Raw genomic sequence first — 21,264 nt, forward strand, 5'->3', positions numbered from 1 at the left:
GTTTAAGCCTGCGACAGCGTGACAGGGTGGCGTGATGTGTTGAGGAAAAGATAGACTAAAGAAAAAATACCCTGCGAAGCGGCTTAATAATCGTTGCAGAGTAATATTTCTGGATTTCCCCAGAGCAGGGTGTTGAAAGTTCGGCATTTGAAAGCTCAGCTAAAATAAAATAATCCCTCGATTGAGAGATGAAGCTAATAAGCGAAACGCATCATCAAGAGAAAACCTGGACCGACTTAGCGATATGACAGGAATATATATGCCGTGATGCATCGCTTATTTGATTGTTTTCTGTGCTTGTTGAATTACGGACAACAGACTGAATTTTATGCGGTAATCATTAAATCCTATTAATGTGTGCGTTATTGATAAGATCTCTGGGCAGCCGTAATCCTTGTTATCAATTTACGCTTCGCTTGAATGGGGTGAAGGATCCCTTTACTCAGTTTTCATGTAAGCTTTTTGTAAAGATATTTCAGCATGACAAACCGTGATGGCGGGCATAATATGGTGATATTCACCGGTTAATAATGAGCAAAATAGACGCAAAATGGCGGATATTCTCCTTAATGATAATGAAGTTATTCTTTTGAGTTCAGCATTGCTATCCGTGCCAATGGAATGGGCGTGTGCAAATGAGCATAACTAACGAATTGAAGCCAGGCTGCATCACGCTCCAGGCACTTCGGAATCCGGATATCTGCCGTGACGATGTACTGAGCAAATTCACTGATTTGGTCAGTAAAACGCTGGATGTTCCCAGCAGTTTCATCTCTGTCCTTGACGATGATTTCCAATACATCAAAGCTGCGCACAACTTTAACGTCGGTGAAACGTTGCGTGCCGATTCATTGTGTCAGTACGTGGTCGAGGGGGATCAACCGCTGGTGGTGCCCGATACTCAACTGGACGCCTGTTTTTCCGTCAATCCTTTTGTTATAGGTGAACCTTTTGTTCGCTTTTATGCGGGCGTGCCACTAAAGAGCCAGGAAGGGCTGGTCTTAGGCACGCTGTGCGTGGTGGATAGCAAACCACATACCTTTAGCGCTGAAAAGCTGGCGACGATGACGTTGCTATCACAGCTGGTAATTTCCTTTCTTGAAGCCTGGCATTCTGTCGGTTTTACCGATTTGGTTACAGGATTGCCTAACCGACAGCAACTGATTAGAGACCTGCAAGCCTTGCGTAATGCGGGTGATAACACGCGGTATCGACTGGTGTTGATCGACTGCATCGATATGCCGCGAGCCTATGAGCTGGCGCGTTCGTTGGGCATGGCACCTGTCGAAGGGCTCCTCAAAGATATGGCAACGTTACTGCCGCTACGTCTGCGTCCCGGCAAAAATGAACTGCTCTATACCGTGGCAACCGGGCGGTTTGCGCTATTAACTCAACAAGAAAGTCCATTGTGCGCCGAGTGGGTTGCGCGACGCATGGAAGGCGTACGCGCCGAGATTGGCGAAGGTTTATCGGTCGATTTAGCGACACATACCGGTGAAACCCTCTTTTCGCCGTCAGAAATTTCCGCTCAGGAAGCGCTGCGTCGAGCCGTTAGTGCCTTGCATGAAGCCATTTGTCGCGGGATCCCGTGTATGAACTTCAGTGAGGAAAACGATGAGCGGCGTACGGATGACTTTACTCTCGTCAACGACCTGGCCACTGCTGTACGGCACAATCATGGCTTGTATCTGGTGTTCCAGCCGAAAATCTGTCTGAGCAGCGGTTTACCGATTGGGCTCGAAGCGCTGATCCGATGGCGCCATCCCACCCGAGGTGAACTTTCTCCTTCAGTTTTCATCCCGCTCGCGGAACAAACCACGTTGCTGCAAGAGATCACCGAATGGGTCATTGATAAAACCATTGAGCGATTGAAACGGCTCAACGGGCAAGGTATCCAGTTGCCTGTCACGGTGAACGTTAGCGTGCGCGACTTTAGCCAGGAAAGTTTTGCTGACAGGCTCGAGAATAAGATGATCAAGGCACGTCTGCCGACGAATCTGCTCGGCATTGAGTGCCTGGAAACTGAGCGCATCATCGAAAGCGCGGCGGCCATTAAGGGACTGGAAATGTTGAAACTGCGCGGTTTTGGTATTGCGCTGGATGATTTCGGCACCGGTTACAGCAATATCAGTTATCTGCGAAAAATGCCTCTGGATGTGGTCAAACTCGACCGTTCGATTGTCGGTGGACTTGCCACAGATACCGCGTCACGCATCATCACCCGCAGCATTATCGCTATGCTCAAAGAACTGGATTATGTGGTGTTAGCGGAAGGCGTGGAAAATATTGAGACGCTCGAAGCGTTAAAAGAGTTCGGTTGCGATCAGGCGCAGGGGTTCTTTCATTCCCGCCCATTACCTGAAAGCGAACTGGATAATTGGTTACGCTGGAAGTTAGGGTGATGCGTCTGTCCTGACTTCATCGGTTCCTGCCTCACCCATTGCCAGAGCACTGGCGCTGGCGGGATCAAATAGTGACAGACTCTCGATTTGTTCCACCATAATCACTTTACGAAACGCTAAAGCTGTTTTGGGTTTCGACATGAAATCAATCCGGTGCTGATGATACCAACGGCTGTAATTGTGCTCAACGGCGAGATTTAGCGTACGTGAATCGCGATAACCGCTGAGCATCGGTATTAATACAATATTAGCCGTGCTGGCATATTCGAAGGTGGCGGCATGAATCATGCCGATGTAGATGCGTCGGGATTTTAGCGTTATCCAGGCTAACTCACCTTCTTCCATACACTGCAACAAAATCTGTTCAATACCGTTCGAACGTGACAATCGCTGATAGAGGTCGCGGCGGCTGCTGGCGGTTAATCGCGCGCTGCCAGCCCAGTTTGAGCGATACACACAAAACAGCACGGCAAAGGCGAGCATAATCACGACCGGTGCCTGAATACCCAGGAAGCTCCAGGTCATAAAATCCACATGCCAACGAGCATGCACCAGGCGGGTAAGTGCAAAAGTATTATTGATCGCGGAAGCGGCGAGTAATATCAGCCAGACAATCCCGGTGGCAAACACGCCCTGTAAGACAAAAATACAACCATAAAGGGCAATTAAAAAGTAAACATCCCAGCCAAAGGAACGCTTTATTTTTAAGCGACTCGACATGTCCCGGCTGGTGTACCAATAGCCACACACCATCAGCACCATAAATATTGCCGTTCCCATTTAGATATCCTTCAAGGTTTTGACATGATGGGCAAAATCGCGCTGAACTTTGGGACTTAACGGATTAACCGAAGCGTTGCCGTCTTCATCAATAATGATCCTGTCACCCTCCTGAATGGATTCTTTCATATCTTGCTGGCTCATCACTTGTAGCAATGACTCAGGGCTCTTGAAGAGGGCGATAACAAAGTGAAACATGTTATTTTCCAATTAATTTGGGTAGTGAGAGTATGGCACACTATCCGATGTGAATTTGGGTTAGTGACTTGAATAAGAGGCGTGTTTTCGAAATTACGGATTAATCTGTCTAAAAAGCTGAAGTAAGCGAAACCGTAGGTGAACGGAAAAATTTACCAGTTTTAATAATGAATGGCTTAGGGGTTCAGTATTCATTTCCTGTCGTTAAAATTAGACTACAATAAGAAAGACATTAAATATGAGGTTAATTTTGAAAGAACATCATACGAATGAACAACGTAATAAAGAAGGGGATGTGCATAAGGGACTTCCCGAAGTCGCCCCAAATGTCGGCAATGCGTATGAAGAGGATGACCATCCAGCAAAAGAAAACCCTGAAGATCATGGAGAGATTCCGCGCACGCGCGATGATAGTAAAGATCACAAGCAGGATCCTTATCAGGATAAATAGCCTCGCTGACAATTAATCGCACCCGACATTTAAAAAACATCTCTCTAATTATAGAGTGTGTTAATCAATTGAAATTTTTGATTAATTACCCTGTAATTTCGAAATAAACGAAGCATGTAGTTTATAAAGTAAGATTTTCTAGTGGTTAAAATATTTTATAAAATATCCTACGCTTGATTCACAAAATCGCGTATTTTCTACACCGTATCAATCATCACCCCACTAAACTACTTATACCCAATCAGGGTGAATGGAGGTATATATGTCAGAACGTCCAGATCCAGATGATGTTAAGCCGCTGCCTGGCGACGATTTACCCTTACCCGATGAAGAGGGTGATGAGACTGACGATCGTGATCTACCTGATGATCAAAAACCGATGATCTGATTCTCAATTCAGAGCCGCGTAAGCGGCTCTTTTGCGTAATTTGCAAGGGTATTATTGCGGTACAGCATTTCAATCATTGGATGATGCATCATCTTTGATGTATTGCCGTATCGCTTCATGCATGGCTCGGTTACGGTCAACTTCCAGTCCGCGCTCTTCATACTCTTTAGCCATGTTAATAATGACTTCATCATATTTCCCTTTGAAGGTGATGTTATTCACCGCGACCTGTTTAATCATCAGTTCACGTAACACCTCAGTTTCGATTTTTAAACGCTGAACCGTTTCTTCAAGTTCCTTTATTCTCTCTTCGGTGGACATTATCACTCCCTATTAAGTTATGTAGATTAAGCAAGCCACATTATTGAAAAGAATATGGCATTGAAAAGCCTATAACTCAAGCCTCACCATTCGCATCATATTAAGCGAGCCGTAAAGCACAGATAGGAGAGCGATAACCTAACATTTGGTTTATATTGACGGCGCAAATTAACGAGCCGCAATGATTGATGCGGATGAATAACGCGGCAGCGCTGGAACCCTCTTATGATGAACATCTTCGCCCTGATACTGGCCATTGCTGTGGTTTTTAGCGGCCTGAGTTGGACATACAGGCTTTGGGCTTTGACGCGCATCACCGTTGAGAAAAACCAGGCAGAATCTTCGCTCATACAGCAGGGTAAAAGTCAGCGCCTCCCGAGTTGGCTGGATACGCCCGCATCGCTCTTTCCGTTACTGGTCATCGTGTTACTGGTTCGGGCCTTTGGCTGGGAGCCTTTTCGCATTCCTTCTGGATCCATGATGCCAACTCTACTCACCGGCGACTGGGTGCTGGCAGATAAATATTCATACGGGCTGCGAAATCCATTCAATCAGAAAACGTTGCTTGCCACCGGACACCCTAAACGTGGTGATATTGCGATATTTACGTTTCCTCAGGACGAAACGCAGTTGTTCATTAAAAGAGTGATCGGTTTGCCCGGTGACAAAGTCATCTTCAATCCAGCCTCACAACAGCTCACTGTTTTCTCTTTTTGCCAGGACCATCAATCTTGTGCACCAGCGCTAGCCATTCATTACAGTGCGCTCAAAGCGGGCGAGTTCGTCGAGACTGCCGGAATGCATCCGGGCTTTTATGCCAGACCAATTGGCGAGGAAAAGCCTGATGAACAGCGTCTATTGATGGGCACTGAAACGCTAGCGGGGGTGACGCATCGCCTTTTGCAGAAGCCTGAATTGACTGTTTCAGCATCGGCGTTTTTCCATCAACCAGGTCAGCAGACTGGAGAGTGGGTGGTGCCGGCGGATAGCTATTTTATGATGGGGGATAATCGTAACAACAGCTATGACAGCCGCTATTGGGGTTTTGTCCCTGAGCGTAATCTGGTAGGCAAAGCGGTGGCGATTGGATTTAGTATGGAAAAACAGGAAGGGCAGTGGCCGACAGGGCTGAGGCCAGGTCGTATCGGGTGGATCCATTAAGAGAAGATGCCAGTCCCTGGCAGAACAAATCCTAAAGCGCTTTACTCAGACTTTGTTGGAGGACGGCGACTTATCTTGCCTCCTTTCCGACCCGCTTCAACGGCGCGTTCAGGATCGTTTCTGAAGTTGCCTCCACTGGCTTTGCCTCCCGCTTTACCAGCTTCTCTTGCGCGTGCCGGATCGTTAGCAAAATTCCCTGCACCGCCTCTGTAGCTCTGTTGTTTCATAGGAAGACCTCATATCAATGTTCCGTGAGAGATAAGGACTAGCTAGTCACTCCATAATTTTAGTGCGCGATTGCGGCTTCGCCAGCACGGGATAATTAATATTTTGTAGTCTTTATCGCACAAAAAAAGAAATGTTGTCCGATTTAAAATAGCCACTAATCACGATTAAATGGTTTTTTAATTGTTTAAGTAATAAACATGAAAATATTAAATGTTGAAGCCAATTTATGGGCCGCACTTGGCTTAGAAAAGCTATTAATATCTGCAGGTTATCAATTCTTATCCTGCTCATCTTTAAGTGATGCAAAAAAAATATTAATCGATCAATCTATCGAAGTAATGATTATTGAGTTAAAAACCGAAGCGGATGATATTGAATCTTCCTATGCGTTTTTACGCCTGTTGCAGGCACTTTATCCTTGTATCCGCGTGTTGGTACTGACAGACATTAATGATGCTGCGCTGCTTAATTTTCTTGCCCATGAATTTCACTCGGTTTTATTTCTGACAAAAAAATCCTCATTAGCCAGCATTGTTCAAAACGTCAATACACTTGCTGAGAAGAGACCGCATACATCAACACGCAGCCGTGTTCCTTCGCTCTCGCTGCAAGAATTTCACATGCTGAAATGGCTTGCCCGATACAGCAGTCAGCAGGACATAGCCTTGCGTGTCAGACTGAATAACAAAACCATCAGTCACTATAAGCGATCGATTTACGCGAAACTGAATTGTGAGAATAATGTTCAGTTTCATCATCGGCTTACGCAATACGGGTTTAATCGAACCCATGTCGATTAATATCTACACTGACTGTATCCCTCGCTCATAACTCCCTGTTATGCCCGGTTAGTAAAGGGTGTCTTTTGCCTGAGGCTTGAGAATTCCGGCCCGCAGGAGGAAGATATTCCCCTTTGCCAGGGTCGGGAATAGCCATGCTGATCACCTCCGAAAACACGCGCACTTTTAATACGGATACCCGACTCGCCTGCACGCTGGCGGCTGTGGCGGGCGCGCTGAACACAGCTGCATTTGAAACCGTCGGTTTTTTCTCTGCCAACATGACGGGCAACGTCTCGTCACTTTCCGATCATCTGGCGAAAGCAAATCTGCATGTCGGATTGTTCTTCCTGCTCATCGTGCTGCTCTTTATAGCGGGTTCTTCTGTCTCGACCCTGATTATCAACTCCGGACGCAGGCGACAAATTCGCGGGATTTATGCCATCAACATCCTGCTGGAAGGCGTGGCATTATTCGCGCTGGGCGTCATTGAGAGTTGGTTCAGCTTTAGTGAATCGGGCGTATTGCTGGTGCTCAGTTTGAGTTTTTTGATGGGATTACAAAACGCCGTGGTGACCCGGATTTCCAACGCACGCGTGCGCACCACCCATGTCTCCGGTACCGCTACCGACATTGGCATTGAGTTGGCCATGTTGTTTGATGTGCTACGCCGTAAAGAATCCCCGAAAGATGCGCCGCTCTATATCGAGCGTTTAAAACTGCACTTCTTCACGGTGATGGCATTCCTGTTCGGCGGCGTGCTGGGTATTCTGCTGCTGAACGCGCTGAGCTATAAACTGTTAATTTTGATTGGTGTGATGCTATCTGCCCTCGCTTTGTCAGCATTACAACGTGCCGGGCATGCGCTGCACTCCTGAACAATAATTGATGCGCTTCACATATTTCAGCGCGATTTTTGAAAACTGCTTGCTACTTTTTGGCAATGCTCAGCAAGATAACCGTCATTAAGGATTGTTACTGTTCGGCAGGCAAAACCTGAGGCGAGCCCTTTCTCGATAGCAGAGGGCGCGCCTCAGGTTTTTTTTTGCGCGAAATTCGAGGCGTTTTGCAGGAGAAAGGAAGATGCAATATCAGGAACTGGCAGATGACATTGTGGCTGGCGTGGGGGGAAAAGATAACATCATCAGCGTGATGCACTGCGCAACGCGCCTGCGCTTCAAGTTAAAAGAGAGCCAAAAAGCGCATACCGCCGAGTTGAAAAATAATCCTGGCGTGATCATGGTGGTGGAGAGCGGGGGACAGTATCAGGTGGTGATAGGCAACCAGGTTGCGGAGGTCTACCGCGCGTTAACGGCACGCTATGCCCTCGACCATGCCGATAACGTGGAGGACACTACGCCACAAAACCTGTTTGCCCGTTTTATCGATCTGGTTTCCGGCATTTTTACACCCTTTATTGGTGTGATGATTGCGACAGGCATCATCAAGGGACTGCTGGCGTTGGCACTGGTGCTCGGTGTGATGGACGCGAGCAGCGGCAGCTACAAAGTGCTGTTTGTTGCCAGTGATGGACTCTTTTACTTCTTGCCGATTCTGCTCGGCTACAGCGCCGGGAAAAAATTTGGCGGTAACCCCTTTGTCAGCATGGCGATTGCCGCAGCGCTGGTGCATCCGTTGATACTTGAAGCGATGCAACAGCAGCAGGCAGGAAAGCCACTGACCTTTGTCGGTATCCCGCTGGAAATACTCAATTACAGCTCCTCGGTGATCCCAATTATCTTTGCTGCGTGGGTCTCAAGCCTGATTGAGCGTTGGGTACATCCGCGTTCACCCGGTGCGGTGCGTAACTTCACTACGCCGCTGGTGTGCTTGCTAATCACCGTGCCGCTCACTTTTCTGGCGATTGGCCCGGCAGCCACCTGGCTCAGCCGCTTGCTGGCGGAAGGCTATCTGTGGATTTACAGCCTCAGCCCCATGGTTGCAGGAGCGGTGATGGGCGCGATCTGGCAAATCTGTGTGATATTCGGTCTGCACTGGGGTCTGGTGCCGATCATGCTCAATAATCTGGCCAACTTCGGTCACGACACCCTACTGCCATTACTGATGCCGGCGGTATTAGGACAGGCGGGCGCGACATTGGGGATCTTCCTGCGCACGCGTGATATCAAACTCAAAGCGATGGCGGGATCGGCATTCACTGCCAGCATTTTTGGTATCACTGAACCCGCAGTGTATGGCGTTACGCTGCCGCGTCGTCGTCCGTTTATCTTCGGCTGTATCGGTGGCGCGCTGGGTGCCGCCATTCTGGGCTTCTGGCACACCACCATTTACTCCTTTGGCTTCCCCAGTATTTTCACGTTTATTCAGGTCGTGCCCAGCACGGGTATTGATGCCAGCGTGCTGGCGTCCTTTGCCGGTGCAGCGGTCGCGCTAGTTTTCGCCTGTGCCATGACCTATGTGTTTGGTTTACGAGAGTCTGCGGCACAACCTGTTGTGGCTGAACCCGTCGCCGATCCCGCGCCTGCGACATTAACGCGCCGTGAAAGCGTGGTGAGCCCGATTGCGGGTGACGTATTGCCGCTGGAGAAAGTCAAAGATGAAACTTTCGCCAGCGGTTTACTCGGCAAGGGCGCGGCTATTCTGCCGCACGTGGGCCGCGTAGTATCGCCGGTCAATGGCGTAGTTTCCTCCATGTTCCGCACCGGACATGCGATTGGCCTGACGTCAGATCAAGGCGCGGAAGTGCTGATCCATGTTGGACTCGATACCGTCAAACTCGACGGGCAATATTTCCGTCCTCAGGTACAAAACGATCAGCCAGTGAAAGTGGGCGATGTGCTATTGGAGTTTGATATTGAGGCGATCAAAAAAGCTGGATTCGACCTCACCACACCGGTGCTGGTGAGCAACAGCGATGAATTTATTGATGTATTAACCCTGAACAACAGCGCAGTGAGTGAAGGCTCGCCGCTGCTGGCCGTGCTGAAATAACCAAGGAGCAAGTAAATGACTACACGTTTCCCGGATGCATTTTTATGGGGTGGCGCCGTTGCCGCCAATCAGGTGGAAGGTGCCTGGCAGGAGGGCGGTAAAGGGCTATCGACCTCGGATCTGCAACCTAAAGGTATTTTTGGCGCGCGCGTTGAACGCAGCGGCAATGATTTTGGCATCAAAGACACGGCGATTGATTTCTATCATCGCTTCCCGGAAGACATCAAGCTGTTCGCAGAGATGGGCTTTACCGTTCTGCGTACCTCGATTGCCTGGACGCGTATTTTCCCGCAGGGCGATGAAGCTCAGCCAAACGAGGAGGGGTTGGCCTTTTACGATCGTTTGTTTGATGAGATGGCAAAGTACAACATCACTCCGCTAGTGACGTTGTCACATTACGAAATGCCATACGGTTTGATCAAAAAATACGGCGGCTGGGGCAATCGCATCACCATTGATTGTTTTGAACGCTATGCGCGCGCGGTATTCACTCGCTTCCAGCATAAAGTGAAGCTGTGGCTGACGTTCAATGAAATCAACATGTCATTGCATGCGCCCTTTACTGGCGTTGGATTACCGGAGGAGAGCGATCAACAGGCGATCTATCAGGCAATTCATCATCAGCTGGTGGCGAGCGGCCGCGCCGTACAAGCCTGCCATGAGATTGTTAAGGACGGTAAGATCGGCAACATGCTGCTGGGTGCGTTGCTCTATCCGCTCAGCTGCCGTCCGGCCGATGTGTTGGAAACGCTGCAACAGAATCGCGAGTGGTTATTCTTTGGTGATGTACAGGTGCGCGGTGCCTATCCGGCTTACATGAAACGCTTCTTCGCCGATCGCGGAATCACCGTCAGCATCACGGATGAGGACAAACGCGACCTGCGCAACACTGTGGATTACATCTCCTTCAGTTATTACATGACCGGTTGCGTCACCACCAATGAAGAAGAGAACCAGAAAGCGCAGGGCAATATCTTGTCGATGGTGCCGAATCCGCATCTCGCCAGCTCAGAGTGGGGATGGCAGATAGATCCGGAAGGTCTGCGTATTCTGCTTAACATCTTGTACGACCGTTATCAGAAGCCGCTATTTATTGTGGAAAATGGCCTGGGTGCCAAAGATGTGGTTGAGGCCGATGGCAGCATCAATGACGATTACCGCATCCAGTATCTCAATGATCACTTAGTGCAGGTGCGGGAAGCGATTGAGGATGGTGTGGAAGTGATGGGCTACACCTGCTGGGGACCGATTGACCTGGTCAGCGCCTCTAAAGCCGAGTTCTCGAAGCGTTACGGTTTCATCCACGTTGATCGTGATGATGCGGGCAACGGCACGCTGGAACGCTCGCGTAAAAAGAGCTTCTTCTGGTATCAGGATGTGATCCGTAGCCACGGCGCGGCATTGAAATAAACCCGCTAACGGGCGTGCTGTCGCCCGTTTTTACGCCTCGTCGGCATCTTCCTGCAACGCTAATGTCTCTTTGCGAACTCGCTCAATATGGATGGTGAGAAACATGCGCTCTTCCGCCGAGAGGGCATAGAGATATTTTTGCTGGATGTGGCTGTCGATCTTCACCGCGCATTGATAAGCAATCGGATATTTGTCGCGCACCACATCATGCAATGACTCATCTTCGCTGCACACGCCGCGTTTTCCCAGCATGCGCTGGGCAAAAAACTTCAAATGGTTAACGAAGCGGTTATAGCTCAGGCTGTCGGTGCGGTAATCCAGCTGCAACCGATACTTCACGATATGCAAAATCTTCTGCATAAATTGCGTCACGTGAGAGACATCGGCAAAGTTGCTGCCCAGTTGCGCGTTGACTAAGTGCAGGGCGATAAAGCCTGCTTCATCGTCAGGCAACGCCACCCCGAGGCGTTTGTTGATCAGGGCCAGTGCTTCCATGCCAATCGCGAACTCTTTGGGGTAGAGCGTTTTGATCTCCCACTTCAATACATTACGAATCGGAATGCCTTGCTGATGGCGTTCAATCGCGAAATGGCAGTGATCGCACAGCGCAATCGAGAGGCTCTCATGCAGCGGCTGACCCAACTGTTGACGTGCGCTGGCGATGATTAACTCGCTGGTGGTGATGACTTCCAGTGGGATATCAGAAAGCAACTCGCTTAGCCTTCCTGTCAGGGTGTCACTCTGCAGTGCGAAGACTTTTTCAATCTGCTGCGCATCCAGCGCATCACCCACACGCTTCTGAAAAGCCAGCCCGCGACCCATCACGACCTGTTCTTTGCCGTTCTCGCCCAGTACGACCACGACATTGTTATTGAGGATCTTCGCGATTTTCATTTTTATCAGCCCTGAAAAAGAAAAAACCTGACCCACCGGGAGGGCGGCGTGTCAGGTTTTGCCTGCGTTTGCGCGCAGTAACAATCTGGCGAGATCATAAGCCGCTCTGTGATTCCGACAAGCATACTGACCGTTAAATGTGAGACACGTCATGTTTTATTGCGCCGCGAAGCGATGGAGGAAAAACAGGGCAATGGCCCCTGAAGCCGCGTCTGCACTGATGCTGTGCAAACTGTAAGGATATTTGTAAGGAAATAGTAAAGAAATGATCAGGTTTTCTTAAAGGTTTGCGTTAAGTCGCCGATAGTACCGTAACGTCAAAATAACAGGAGTTACGTACATGGCCGGGATTTCAACTTTAGGTGTGGGTTCAGGACTGGGTTTAAGTACCATTTTGGACAAGCTGACCGCCGCTGAAAAACAGTCACTGACACCGATTTCCAAACAGCAGTCTGCCGCCACGGCGAAGCTTTCTGCTTATGGCACACTTAAAACCGCGATTCAGGCTTTTCAGACGGCTAACACCAAATTAAAAGATGCGAGTCTCTATACGGCGACCAGTACCACTTCCAGTTCGAGTGCATTTAGCGCGGATACCAATGGCAGCGCGCTGGCAGGGAAATACATCATCAGCGTAGATCATCTGGCGCAATCGCAAACGCTGACCAGCGATGCGAAAACCGATGTCAAAGCGGCTCTAGGCAGCGATGCGGCATCGCGTACCCTGAAATTTGTCACTGCGGATGGCAAAGAGAAGAGCATTTCGTTATCCAAAGATCAAACATCCCTGACAGCGCTGCGTGACACCATTAACAAGTCCGATGTGGGGATCAGCGCCAGTTTGATCAAAGTGTCAGGAACAGAATACCGTCTGTCATTAACCTCGAAGGCGACGGGAACCGACCACGCAGTGACCTCTTTAAGCGTAACGGGTGATGATACGCTGCACGGTTTTGTTGGATTTGATAAATCCGATCAAGCTAACAGTCACATGGTTCAGAGTGTGGAAGCGCAAAATGCCAGCCTGACCGTCAACAATGTGGCAATTCAAAGCAGCAGCAACACCATTGAAGACGCCGTGGAAGGTATTACGCTCAAGCTGAACGATCAGACGACCGGCACTCAGACGTTGACCGTCAGCGCTGATACCAGCAAGGCGAAAAGCGCCATCACCGATTGGGTGAATGCCTACAATTCGCTGCAAGATACGATGGGCAATCTTACCCGCTACACAGCGGTGGATGCGGGTAAAGAACCGGACAGCAAAAACGGTGCACTGCTGGGTGACGGCACGCTGCGTAACATCCAGACCCAGTTAAAGAGCATTCTTGCCAACGCCTCCGGTTCGGGAGTTTACAAAACGCTCAGCCAGGCGGGTATTACCACCGATCCTACCGATGGGAAATTGAAGCTGGATGCGGACAAACTTTCCAGTGCACTGAAAGTCAGGCCTGACGCCATCCGTGATATGTACACCGGTGATGGTAAGAAAACCGGCGTCACCACGGTACTGGATACCACTTTTACCGCGTTTTTGAGCAGTAAAGGCGTGATTCAGGGGGCGACGGACAGCATCAGTAAAAAACTGAACCAGCTGACCGATCAGTACAACACCACCAGTAAACGCATTGATGACAAAATCGCACGCTACAAAACTCAGTTCACCAATCTGGATAAAGTGGTCAGCGTACTGAATAGCACCAGCAACTATCTCACACAGCAGTTTGATAATATGACCAGCAGCAACAGCAAAAAATAATTATTCCCCCCCAATAGCGGCGTGTCAGGGCACTTTTCGGTGCCCTACTGATTAACATCGTCATCGATTGACGTTGCATCATATTCGCCTAATGGATAAGTAATTGCTAATGTGTTTGGTGTCCCCATTTTTTGCGGAGTGATTCCATGCGCGACAGTAACACCGAACCTTCTGAACCGGCAGCACCGCCACTTAACCCATCGCTGATGGAACATCTGATCAACGCACGCAAGATTTTCATTACCGGCACCGTGGATGAAAAAATGGCCAAAGAGGTGGTTCAGCATCTGCACATCCTCGCCGCCATCAGCGATCGACCGATCACGATCTTTATCAACTCTCCCGGCGGTCATGCTGAATCGGGCGATATGATTTTTGATGCCATACGCTTTATCACTCCCGAAGTGATCATGATTGGTTCTGGTTGTGTGGCCAGCGCAGGTGCGTTGATTTATGTCGCCGCCAACAAAGCAAATCGCTATGCGTTACCCAACACCCGTTTCCTTCTGCATCAGCCTTCCGGCGGCATGCAAGGCCCCGCCAGCAATATGCAGATTTACAGTAATGAAATCGTGCGCATGAAAAATCGCCTCAATCATATTTTCGCGGATGCCACCGGGCAGGCGATTGAGAGGATTGAACAAGATACTCAGCGCGATTTCTGGTTGAGTGCGGAGCAGGCGGTAGAATACGGTTTGGTGTCGAAAGTGATCGTCACCGAGCAAGAGATCGCCGCGCATTATCTTGCCGCTTAAATAAGTCAGTGCTAATGTCATCAACATGATTGAAAATGCGATATTCAAAGCACTGGCGGATCCGACCCGCCGTGCCATATTTGAAAAGCTGTCGGTGGGGCGCATGAATGCCACGGCGTTGCGCGACGGGATGGAGATCAGCCAATCGGCGATGTCTCAACATCTCGCGGTGTTACGGGGTGCGGGGCTGGTGCGTGAAGAGCGGCAAGGGCGCTTTGTGAACTATGAAGTTGACCCGGTGGGCATGACGTTTCTGGTCAACTGGCTAGCCAAATATCGCGCGTTTTGGCCGACACGCATTGATGCCCTGAAAAGTTTGCTGAAGGATATGGACCAATGAGTGAAGCCGAAAAATCCAACGAACTGGTACAAGAGTATCAACTGGATGCGACGCCGGAGAAAGTGTGGCGCGCTATCAGTATTGCGGAGTACCGGGAAGCCTGGCTACCCAACGCTGTATTAGCGGAGGCTGAACCTGTTGACTGCGAACCTGGAAAATCGATCCGTTACCGGTTACGTGATGACGCACCACCTTACCTGAAGAGTGACGTGACGTTTCTAATCGCGCCCGATGACGCGGGTGGCACCCGATTGACTATCGTCCATCGCCTTGCTGATCTGTACTTGCAGGCCGCAAATGATGAAAATGGTGGATTGATGCTGGCGGCATAGCCTCGGGCTAATTTTTTTAGCGCGCCTTATTCCCAAACGTACATTTCTGGCGGCCCGAAGGCCGCCAGCTTTACACGGGTTGATCAGCCTTATTCGCATCACGAGATCCTGCCGCGCCCGCACAAACTAACGCCAGCAGCACCATCACCAGCACCGGCAACATCGCCATGCGCAGACCCGCGTGTTCACCAATAAACCCCAGTCCTGGCGGTCCCACCAGAAAGGCCAGATAACCAAGCGTTGCGGCGATGGTCACGCGAATCGCGCTGTTTTTGCCATCGCCCGCAGCGGAGACGGTCAGTGGGAAGCCAAGCGAAGCGCCAATTCCCCAGAACAACACTGCCGCTGCCGCCAGCCATTGGTTGTTGGAGAAAATCACCATCGCCAGACCCAGGGCGGCTGAGAATGCGCTGGCGCGTAATACCAGTACACGGCCCAGGCGATCCACCACATATCCGCCAAGGAAACGTCCCACGGTCATGCCCGCAGTGAAACCCGCGTACACCAGCGTGCTTTGCGTGTGATTAAGATTATGACCATCGATCATCAGTAACGGTAGCCAGTCATTGGCAGAGCCTTCTGCCAGCGCCATCGCCAAAATCACCACCCCAAGGATCAGCAGTTGGCGATCGCGCAGCTCGCGTCCGACCTGAGCGAGGAAACCGCCGCTGTGCGCCTGTTCATGTCGTTCGCTGTCGCTGGTGGCGGGTAAATGACGCAGGGCTGCGGAGACAATCAGCAGGTTCACCAGCACCACGAAGGCAAAGTGCCAGGTGATGCTGACATCAACTGCCGTCATGGCAAGTCCTGACAGCGCGCCAATCAGCGTGCCAAAGCTAAAGAAGCCGTGAATGGTGGTCATGATCGATTTGCCAATCAGACGCTCAAAGGCAGCGCCTTCGACATTTATTACCACATCAATCAATGCGGTACCGCCGCCCAGCAACACCAGGCTGGCGAAGACACCGTACGCGCTGTGCAGTTGAAGGGCAGCTAACATGACTGCGACGCCACTCAACAGCAGCACAAAGCCATAACGCATGACACGGCTAGTGCCAAAGTGGGTGATGAGTTTGCCTGCCAGCAGAACGCACAGCATTGAGCCACAGGAAAAGCCGAACAGGATCATGCCCATCATTTCCGTGGAAGCATGCAGAATATCGCGCATGTAAGGTGTACGACTCACCCACGAAGCCCAGGTGAAACCGGGTAAAAACATTAGGCCGTAGATCGCCCATTTACCGCGTAGCTGTTGCTGTAAATCCATATTCATCCCCATCCATAAATTAGCGGAAAGGGTAACAGAAAGGCTCCCCGCGTGCGCGACGCGGGGAGAAACAGTGATTAAAAACTCTGCCAGTCGGCGTCATTAACCACCGCTAAACGCTGTGGCTTGGGGTGCGATGGCGTACGGATGATGGTTTGTGGAACGTCAATGACATCGCTGACATGGAATTTACCGACCAACTGATTCAGGTTACCCGCCTGCTCTTGCAGCGATTGCGAAGCGGCCGCGGCTTGTTCCACTAAGGCGGCGTTCTGCTGGGTAACATCATCCATCTGATTAACCGCTTGCTGCACCTGAACGATGCCCTGGCTCTGCTCCACGGCAGCCGCAGCGATCTCACTCACCAACTGACTCACCTGGTAAATGGCATCATTCATCACGTCCATATTGCGGCCCACATCACTGGCTTGCGTGGCACCCGATTCGGTTAAACGATGAGATTCCTCAATCAGCACTTTGATCTCGCGTGCTGCGTTGCTTGAGCGCTGAGACAGGCTGCGCACTTCACCGGCAACCACCGCAAAGCCTTTGCCGTGTTCACCGGCGCGCGCCGCTTCAACCGCCGCGTTCAAGGCCAGAATGTTGGTCTGGAAAGCGATACCTTCAATGATCGAGACAATCTCAGTCACTTTGCGCGAGCTGCCACGAATCTCGTCCATGGTCGACAGCATGGTGGTGAGCGAGGTTCCATTTTTCTCTGACAGCGCGCGGGCATTGGCTGCCAGCTGGCTCGCCTGCCGGGTGTTGTCCGCCGTTTGGCGCACCGTCTCACTGAGTTCCGTCATGCTGGCAGCCGTTTGCTCCAGCGATGCCGCTTGCTGTTCGGTGCGTGAAGAGAGATCTTCATTGCCCGCTGAAATCTGCACTGAAGCGCTGCTCACGGACTGAGACGCTTTACGCACTGAAGAGAGGGCTTCAGAGACGCGCTGCATCAAAATATTGAAGGAGTGTGCCATATTGCCCACTTCATCTCGCCGGCTTTCATCGGCGCTTAAAGTCAGATCGAGGTTCTCGCTGGCCGCCAGCATGACCTTACCTACCGCGCCCAAACTGCGGCGAATACGCATCACCGTAAACAGCGAGAATAGGCCGAAGATCACCACTGTCGCCGCAACACCTGCAACGGTGGCCCAAAAGACAAAATGGAAGGTGCTTTGATTGGTGGCGCGCAATGCGTCGCCCGCAGTAATGTTGAGTGCCTGTTGAGTTTGATAATCAGCGATCATCTGACGAATGGCGGCACCCACACCACTATCTCCTTCCAGCAAACTCAGGCTCACTTCATTCTGGTGAGCACGTGACGCTGTAAGAAATGCAGGTAACTGCGATGCAACGCGCTGGATGTTATCAAAAGCGATGTTAGTCAGGCGTTTGTCTTCCTCATTCGAAATATCGTTTGCCATGTAGTAATCGGTCAGCGCTTTCAGTCCATTGATTTGCTCATCGATCTGTTTTTCTACGGCAGGCATGTTGCTGTCGTGAATCTGGCTCTGGTGTTTGTAAAGCGTAATGGCCAGCTGGTTACTTTGATCGATCAGTTTGCCGATGTCCTTAATCGAAGGAATGGCGTTAGTTTGCACAAATTCAAAACGGTCCTGAAATCCTGACAGTAGCGAGAGCGCAAGAATCGCCTGCAGGATGATGGCGCCAAACAACATGGAAAGGGTCAGCAAGAGACGCTGGGAGATGGTCATCTAATTATCCTTAATCTAAAAGCACCCCTGGTTCAGGAAAATCAGGGAATAGGGCAGATTAATAACCATCGGCAGAATGCGAGATTTAGTTAATTATTTTTTATTGCACGGTGATGGAGATCAAATCATACGTAGCGAAGGCGCAACATTTTTAGCCATTCTCACGATCTTAAATAGATCCAGTGAAATATGTTGTGCGACAGATTCAGAAATCCTAACAAGCCGATATTGTCGCGAGGTCGTAATCGTTATTATAATAATCATTACGGGTAAAGGTTAAGGGCTAAGGAATGGCGATTTATGTACATAAACGTTTTGATCGGAATTTCAAAAAGGCCAGTCTTCATGATGCTGACCTTTGCCATGCTGCTGCGGAAGTCAAAAGGGGCGAGTTTGAAGCTGACCTGGGGGGAGGCGTGATTAAAAAGCGTATAGCACTGAGTAAGGGGAAAAGTGGTGGTGCCCGGTCGGTGATTTTCTTCAAAAGAGGAAACACACTATTTTTTTATGATGGCTGGACTAAAGGCGAGTTGCATAAGAAAAATGCCAAAGAGATCGAGGATGACGTGTTGGCAACGTATAAAATCCTTGCGAAAGGCTACTTACAAGCGAGTGCGGCAGACCTGCTACAGCTTAAAAATCGTGGGACATTCAGAGAGGTAAACTGCGATGAAAACTACACCAGCAACATTGGATGAGATGATTGAAGATGCGGAAGAGTTGCGAGGATTAGGCCTACTTTCTGATGAAGATGTCTCTCAGATTGCCACGCGAATCTCTGCAAGTGAGTATCGCAAGCGTGTTGCAGCTGTACATGATATGACCGGTCTGGAAATTAAACTCATGCGTAAACAGTATGGCCTGAGTCAGGCATTACTGGCTTATACCTTAGGTATGACAGTGGATAGCGTTTCAAAGTGGGAGCGAGGAGAAATCAAGCCGAGTGGCCCGGCACTGCGTATCTTAAATACACTGGCTGCTAAAGGCCCTGATGCATTTGTTGTTTAAAGGGGAAACTGGACTCCAGTTTCCCCTTTAAAATTATGGCCTTCTAAACAGCGCCATGCTGCGGCCTTCCAGTTCAAAATCCTTCTCTTTGGTAATCACCAGCCCTTTTTTAGCGGTATCGGAGGTGGTGAGTTCCAGTACCCAACCGCCTTCGCCAAATTGTGGGATGCGGAAGGGCACGTTGCCTTCAAACGGATTGAACAACATCAACACATCGTGCCAGATGCCTTCTTCGGTTTGCAGGTCCGGACGGCCAATGTAGACGCCAAGCGTGCTGCCCTCATCCCATTGGTCTGCCTGCTGGAAGCCGCCGCCAGCGTTAAACCATTTTATGTCCATACCGTCGCGCCAGTTTTCACGGCGCAGCAACGGCTGTTTCGCCCTTAACGCCAGCAAATGGCGAGTGAATTCGCGTAAGGCATCCGCGGACTCCGGCAAGTTTTCCCAATGCAGCCAGGAGATTTCACTGTCCTGACAATATCCGTTGTTGTTGCCCATTTGGCTGCGGCCAAACTCGTCGCCCGCCAGCAGCATCGGCGTGCCGTGTGAGAACAGCAGCGTCGCGAGGAAGTTACGCTTTTGCCGCTCACGCACCGCGTTGATGCCTTCGTCATCGGTCGGGCCTTCCGCGCCGTAATTGTACGAACGATTATCGTTATGACCGTCATTGTTATCTTCACCGTTCGCGTCGTTATGTTTCTCGTTGTAAGACACCAAATCGTTGAGCGTGAAGCCATCGTGTGCGGTAAGGAAGTTGATGCTGGCCCAGGGACGACGGCCGCGTTGATCGTAGAGATCGCCTGAACCGAGCAGGCGCGCGGCAAAGTCGGTTGAGACGTTGTCGCCTTTCCAGTATTCACGCACCGTGTCGCGATATTTATCATTCCATTCTGCCCAGCCTGGTGGGAAGCCCCCAACCTGATAGCCGCCGGGGCCAATATCCCAGGGTTCGCCAATCAGTTTCAATTTCGACAGTACCGGGTCCTGCGTCATGGCATCAAAAAAGCCGCCACGCTGATCGAAACCTTCCGGTTCGCGCCCGAGAATGGTGCCCAAATCAAAGCGAAAACCGTCGATATGCATCGATTCCGCCCAGTAGCGCAGAGAATCCATTACCATCTGCAACACGCGTGGGTGGGAGGTGTTCACGGTGTTGCCAGTACCGGTATCGTTGATGTAGTAGCGATGCTGATCCGGCAAGGTGCGGTAATAGGAGAAGTTATCGATGCCTTTGAACGACAGCGTCGGTCCCAATTCGTTACCTTCCGCCGTATGGTTGTAAACCACGTCGAGGATCACTTCGATACCGGCGTCGTGGAAGGCGCGGACCATATCACGAAAGCCCTGAATGCCACGCGGGCCAAAGTAGCGCGAGGCCGGGGCAAAAAACGCCATTGAGTTATAGCCCCAGAAGTTTTTCAGCCCTTTATCAAGCAAATGCTGATCGTCCGGGAACCAGTGCACCGGTAGCAACTCAACCGACGTGACACCGAGGCTTTTGATGTATTCGACGGTGGCTTTGTTGCTCATGCCATCGTAAGTGCCGCGCATTTCAGGGGGTACTGCCGGGTTCAACTGGCTGAAGCCCTTAACGTGTGTCTCATAGATAACGGTCTGTGACCATGGGATAACGGGACGATTACGGTCCTGCCAGTCAAATTCGTTGGGATCGATCACCCGGCATTTTGGCGTAAACGGTGCGCTGTCGCGTTCATCAAAAGTCAGATCTTTATCTTCATGCAGCAGGTCGTAGGCAAAATGCGCATCGTTCCACTGGATATCGCCGCGCAGCTCACGAGCATAGGGGTCGAGCAGCAGTTTGTTGGCGTTGAATCGATGGCCGTTTTCTGGTTCAAACGGGCCATGCACCCGGTAGCCGTAAAGTGCACCTGGCTGCAGACCGGGAATGTAGCCATGCCAGACTTCATGGGTATTTTCCGGCAGATCAAAACGCGCGATTTCGTGCTGACCGCTCTCGTCGTACAGACACAATTCCACACGCTCGGCGAACGCTGAAAACAGGGCAAAATTGACGCCCTCGCCATCATAATTTGCGCCAAGCGTTTGACCCGAACCCGCGATAATTTCTAAAGGCTTTGCGTTAGACATTCATTCCTCTCCATC

The 21,264-nt window shown here is 50.5% G+C and carries 22 protein-coding genes; 14 read left to right on the forward strand and 8 right to left on the reverse strand.

Annotated features, from left to right (window positions below; translation table 11 throughout):
• Positions 1-635 precede the first annotated feature (635 nt).
• Positions 636-2,402 (forward strand): sensor domain-containing phosphodiesterase, encoded by a 1,767-nt coding sequence (locus JK231_RS21925; protein ID WP_166936069.1) that lies wholly within the window; start codon positions 636-638, stop codon positions 2,400-2,402.
• Here the strand turns inward: JK231_RS21925 and JK231_RS21930 are convergent.
• Both JK231_RS21930 and JK231_RS21935 read right to left on the reverse strand, forming a co-directional pair.
• The gene (locus JK231_RS21930; RefSeq protein ID WP_160833220.1) at positions 2,394-3,182 is read right to left on the reverse strand and encodes a hypothetical protein; all 789 of its coding nucleotides are present in this window, start codon (positions 3,180-3,182) and stop codon (positions 2,394-2,396) included. The two genes, JK231_RS21925 and JK231_RS21930, sit on opposite strands and share 9 nt — an antisense overlap.
• The gene (locus JK231_RS21935; RefSeq protein ID WP_034822666.1) at positions 3,183-3,380 is read right to left on the reverse strand and encodes a hypothetical protein; all 198 of its coding nucleotides are present in this window, start codon (positions 3,378-3,380) and stop codon (positions 3,183-3,185) included. It lies immediately after the preceding gene.
• A 250-nt stretch (positions 3,381-3,630) separates the two neighbouring features.
• On the opposite strand from JK231_RS21935, the gene JK231_RS21940 reads away from it, so the two are divergent.
• Together JK231_RS21940 and JK231_RS25705 are read left to right on the forward strand one after the other, a co-directional pair.
• Positions 3,631-3,831: a hypothetical protein gene (locus JK231_RS21940; RefSeq protein ID WP_211729514.1), complete on the forward strand. Its 201-nt coding sequence runs from the start codon at positions 3,631-3,633 to the stop codon at positions 3,829-3,831.
• Between the two features lie 262 nt (positions 3,832-4,093).
• Positions 4,094-4,219, forward strand: coding sequence for a hypothetical protein (locus tag JK231_RS25705; RefSeq protein WP_255253253.1), 126 nt, complete (start codon positions 4,094-4,096; stop codon positions 4,217-4,219).
• Positions 4,220-4,288: 69 nt separating this feature from the next.
• On the opposite strand, the gene JK231_RS21945 is transcribed toward JK231_RS25705, so the two are convergent.
• Complete coding sequence (locus JK231_RS21945; protein ID WP_034822671.1) at positions 4,289-4,540, reverse strand: hypothetical protein; 252 nt, start codon at positions 4,538-4,540, stop codon at positions 4,289-4,291.
• Positions 4,541-4,765: 225 nt separating this feature from the next.
• Between JK231_RS21945 and lepB the strand changes: the two genes are divergently transcribed.
• Positions 4,766-5,701 carry a signal peptidase I gene (gene lepB, locus JK231_RS21950; RefSeq protein ID WP_211729515.1) on the forward strand — a complete coding sequence of 312 codons (936 nt, stop codon included), beginning with the start codon at positions 4,766-4,768 and terminating at the stop codon, positions 5,699-5,701.
• A gap of 41 nt (positions 5,702-5,742) precedes the next feature.
• Here the strand turns inward: lepB and JK231_RS21955 are convergent, their stop codons facing one another.
• Entirely contained in the window at positions 5,743-5,928 is a 186-nt protein-coding gene (locus JK231_RS21955; protein ID WP_072016973.1) for a KGG domain-containing protein, read from the reverse strand.
• Between the two features lie 198 nt (positions 5,929-6,126).
• Between JK231_RS21955 and JK231_RS21960 the strand changes: the two genes are divergently transcribed.
• From JK231_RS21960 to ascB, 4 genes are all read left to right on the forward strand, one after another.
• Complete coding sequence (locus tag JK231_RS21960) at positions 6,127-6,729, forward strand: LuxR C-terminal-related transcriptional regulator (protein WP_211729516.1); 603 nt, start codon at positions 6,127-6,129, stop codon at positions 6,727-6,729.
• 134 nt (positions 6,730-6,863) lie between these two features.
• On the forward strand, positions 6,864-7,586 hold the full coding sequence (locus JK231_RS21965) for a YoaK family protein (RefSeq protein WP_058961215.1): 723 nt from the start codon (positions 6,864-6,866) through the stop codon (positions 7,584-7,586).
• A gap of 205 nt (positions 7,587-7,791) precedes the next feature.
• Positions 7,792-9,660: a PTS beta-glucoside transporter subunit IIABC gene (gene bglF, locus JK231_RS21970; protein ID WP_211729517.1), complete on the forward strand. Its 1,869-nt coding sequence runs from the start codon at positions 7,792-7,794 to the stop codon at positions 9,658-9,660.
• A 15-nt stretch (positions 9,661-9,675) separates the two neighbouring features.
• On the forward strand, positions 9,676-11,070 hold the full coding sequence (ascB, locus tag JK231_RS21975) for a 6-phospho-beta-glucosidase (protein ID WP_211729518.1): 1,395 nt from the start codon (positions 9,676-9,678) through the stop codon (positions 11,068-11,070).
• Between the two features lie 30 nt (positions 11,071-11,100).
• Here the strand turns inward: ascB and JK231_RS21980 are convergent, their stop codons facing one another.
• Entirely contained in the window at positions 11,101-11,964 is an 864-nt protein-coding gene (locus JK231_RS21980) for a BglG family transcription antiterminator LicT (protein WP_211729519.1), read from the reverse strand.
• 340 nt (positions 11,965-12,304) lie between these two features.
• On the opposite strand from JK231_RS21980, the gene fliD reads away from it, so the two are divergent.
• From fliD to JK231_RS22000, 4 genes are all read left to right on the forward strand, one after another.
• Entirely contained in the window at positions 12,305-13,723 is a 1,419-nt protein-coding gene (gene fliD, locus JK231_RS21985; protein WP_211729520.1) for a flagellar filament capping protein FliD, read from the forward strand.
• A 146-nt stretch (positions 13,724-13,869) separates the two neighbouring features.
• Positions 13,870-14,478 carry an ATP-dependent Clp protease proteolytic subunit gene (locus tag JK231_RS21990; RefSeq protein ID WP_211729521.1) on the forward strand — a complete coding sequence of 203 codons (609 nt, stop codon included), beginning with the start codon at positions 13,870-13,872 and terminating at the stop codon, positions 14,476-14,478.
• A 25-nt stretch (positions 14,479-14,503) separates the two neighbouring features.
• Positions 14,504-14,818 carry a metalloregulator ArsR/SmtB family transcription factor gene (locus tag JK231_RS21995; protein ID WP_034822684.1) on the forward strand — a complete coding sequence of 105 codons (315 nt, stop codon included), beginning with the start codon at positions 14,504-14,506 and terminating at the stop codon, positions 14,816-14,818.
• Positions 14,815-15,150 carry an SRPBCC domain-containing protein gene (locus JK231_RS22000; RefSeq protein ID WP_211729522.1) on the forward strand — a complete coding sequence of 112 codons (336 nt, stop codon included), beginning with the start codon at positions 14,815-14,817 and terminating at the stop codon, positions 15,148-15,150. Before JK231_RS21995 ends, JK231_RS22000 begins: the two co-directional genes overlap by 4 nt.
• 70 nt (positions 15,151-15,220) lie before the next feature.
• Here JK231_RS22000 and JK231_RS22005 read toward each other — a convergent pair whose 3' ends face one another.
• Both JK231_RS22005 and JK231_RS22010 read right to left on the reverse strand, forming a co-directional pair.
• Positions 15,221-16,423: an MFS transporter gene (locus JK231_RS22005; RefSeq protein WP_249221792.1), complete on the reverse strand. Its 1,203-nt coding sequence runs from the start codon at positions 16,421-16,423 to the stop codon at positions 15,221-15,223.
• Positions 16,424-16,494: 71 nt separating this feature from the next.
• Positions 16,495-18,132 (reverse strand): methyl-accepting chemotaxis protein, encoded by a 1,638-nt coding sequence (locus tag JK231_RS22010; RefSeq protein ID WP_211729523.1) that lies wholly within the window; start codon positions 18,130-18,132, stop codon positions 16,495-16,497.
• Between the two features lie 290 nt (positions 18,133-18,422).
• Between JK231_RS22010 and JK231_RS22015 the strand changes: the two genes are divergently transcribed.
• Complete coding sequence (locus JK231_RS22015) at positions 18,423-18,830, forward strand: type II toxin-antitoxin system RelE/ParE family toxin (RefSeq protein ID WP_097117762.1); 408 nt, start codon at positions 18,423-18,425, stop codon at positions 18,828-18,830.
• Positions 18,802-19,140 carry a helix-turn-helix domain-containing protein gene (locus JK231_RS22020; RefSeq protein WP_034822694.1) on the forward strand — a complete coding sequence of 113 codons (339 nt, stop codon included), beginning with the start codon at positions 18,802-18,804 and terminating at the stop codon, positions 19,138-19,140. The genes JK231_RS22015 and JK231_RS22020 overlap by 29 nt, the downstream gene beginning before the upstream one ends.
• Before the next feature lie 33 nt (positions 19,141-19,173).
• Here the strand turns inward: JK231_RS22020 and glgX are convergent, their stop codons facing one another.
• The gene (gene glgX / locus JK231_RS22025) at positions 19,174-21,249 is read right to left on the reverse strand and encodes a glycogen debranching protein GlgX (RefSeq protein WP_211729524.1); all 2,076 of its coding nucleotides are present in this window, start codon (positions 21,247-21,249) and stop codon (positions 19,174-19,176) included.
• Positions 21,250-21,264 lie beyond the last annotated feature (15 nt).

It is taken from the genome of Pantoea sp. JGM49, assembly GCF_018257655.1.
In the GTDB taxonomy this organism is placed as follows: Bacteria; Pseudomonadota; Gammaproteobacteria; order Enterobacterales; family Enterobacteriaceae; genus Pantoea; species Pantoea communis.

What these genes read in the sequence shown, in the direction of transcription:
- JK231_RS21925 (WP_166936069.1), top strand. Translation starts at nt 636, where the DNA reads ATGAGCATAACTAACGAATTGAAGCCAGGCTGCATCACGCTCCAGGCA.
- JK231_RS21930 (WP_160833220.1), bottom strand. Translation starts at nt 3,182, where the DNA reads ATGGGAACGGCAATATTTATGGTGCTGATGGTGTGTGGCTATTGGTAC.
- JK231_RS21935 (WP_034822666.1), bottom strand. Translation starts at nt 3,380, where the DNA reads ATGTTTCACTTTGTTATCGCCCTCTTCAAGAGCCCTGAGTCATTGCTA.
- JK231_RS25705 (WP_255253253.1), top strand. Translation starts at nt 4,094, where the DNA reads ATGTCAGAACGTCCAGATCCAGATGATGTTAAGCCGCTGCCTGGCGAC.
- JK231_RS21945 (WP_034822671.1), bottom strand. Translation starts at nt 4,540, where the DNA reads ATGTCCACCGAAGAGAGAATAAAGGAACTTGAAGAAACGGTTCAGCGT.
- lepB (WP_211729515.1), top strand. Translation starts at nt 4,766, where the DNA reads ATGATGAACATCTTCGCCCTGATACTGGCCATTGCTGTGGTTTTTAGC.
- JK231_RS21955 (WP_072016973.1), bottom strand. Translation starts at nt 5,928, where the DNA reads ATGAAACAACAGAGCTACAGAGGCGGTGCAGGGAATTTTGCTAACGAT.
- JK231_RS21960 (WP_211729516.1), top strand. Translation starts at nt 6,127, where the DNA reads ATGAAAATATTAAATGTTGAAGCCAATTTATGGGCCGCACTTGGCTTA.
- JK231_RS21965 (WP_058961215.1), top strand. Translation starts at nt 6,864, where the DNA reads ATGCTGATCACCTCCGAAAACACGCGCACTTTTAATACGGATACCCGA.
- bglF (WP_211729517.1), top strand. Translation starts at nt 7,792, where the DNA reads ATGCAATATCAGGAACTGGCAGATGACATTGTGGCTGGCGTGGGGGGA.
- ascB (WP_211729518.1), top strand. Translation starts at nt 9,676, where the DNA reads ATGACTACACGTTTCCCGGATGCATTTTTATGGGGTGGCGCCGTTGCC.
- JK231_RS21980 (WP_211729519.1), bottom strand. Translation starts at nt 11,964, where the DNA reads ATGAAAATCGCGAAGATCCTCAATAACAATGTCGTGGTCGTACTGGGC.
- fliD (WP_211729520.1), top strand. Translation starts at nt 12,305, where the DNA reads ATGGCCGGGATTTCAACTTTAGGTGTGGGTTCAGGACTGGGTTTAAGT.
- JK231_RS21990 (WP_211729521.1), top strand. Translation starts at nt 13,870, where the DNA reads ATGCGCGACAGTAACACCGAACCTTCTGAACCGGCAGCACCGCCACTT.
- JK231_RS21995 (WP_034822684.1), top strand. Translation starts at nt 14,504, where the DNA reads ATGATTGAAAATGCGATATTCAAAGCACTGGCGGATCCGACCCGCCGT.
- JK231_RS22000 (WP_211729522.1), top strand. Translation starts at nt 14,815, where the DNA reads ATGAGTGAAGCCGAAAAATCCAACGAACTGGTACAAGAGTATCAACTG.
- JK231_RS22005 (WP_249221792.1), bottom strand. Translation starts at nt 16,423, where the DNA reads ATGAATATGGATTTACAGCAACAGCTACGCGGTAAATGGGCGATCTAC.
- JK231_RS22010 (WP_211729523.1), bottom strand. Translation starts at nt 18,132, where the DNA reads ATGACCATCTCCCAGCGTCTCTTGCTGACCCTTTCCATGTTGTTTGGC.
- JK231_RS22015 (WP_097117762.1), top strand. Translation starts at nt 18,423, where the DNA reads ATGGCGATTTATGTACATAAACGTTTTGATCGGAATTTCAAAAAGGCC.
- JK231_RS22020 (WP_034822694.1), top strand. Translation starts at nt 18,802, where the DNA reads ATGAAAACTACACCAGCAACATTGGATGAGATGATTGAAGATGCGGAA.
- glgX (WP_211729524.1), bottom strand. Translation starts at nt 21,249, where the DNA reads ATGTCTAACGCAAAGCCTTTAGAAATTATCGCGGGTTCGGGTCAAACG.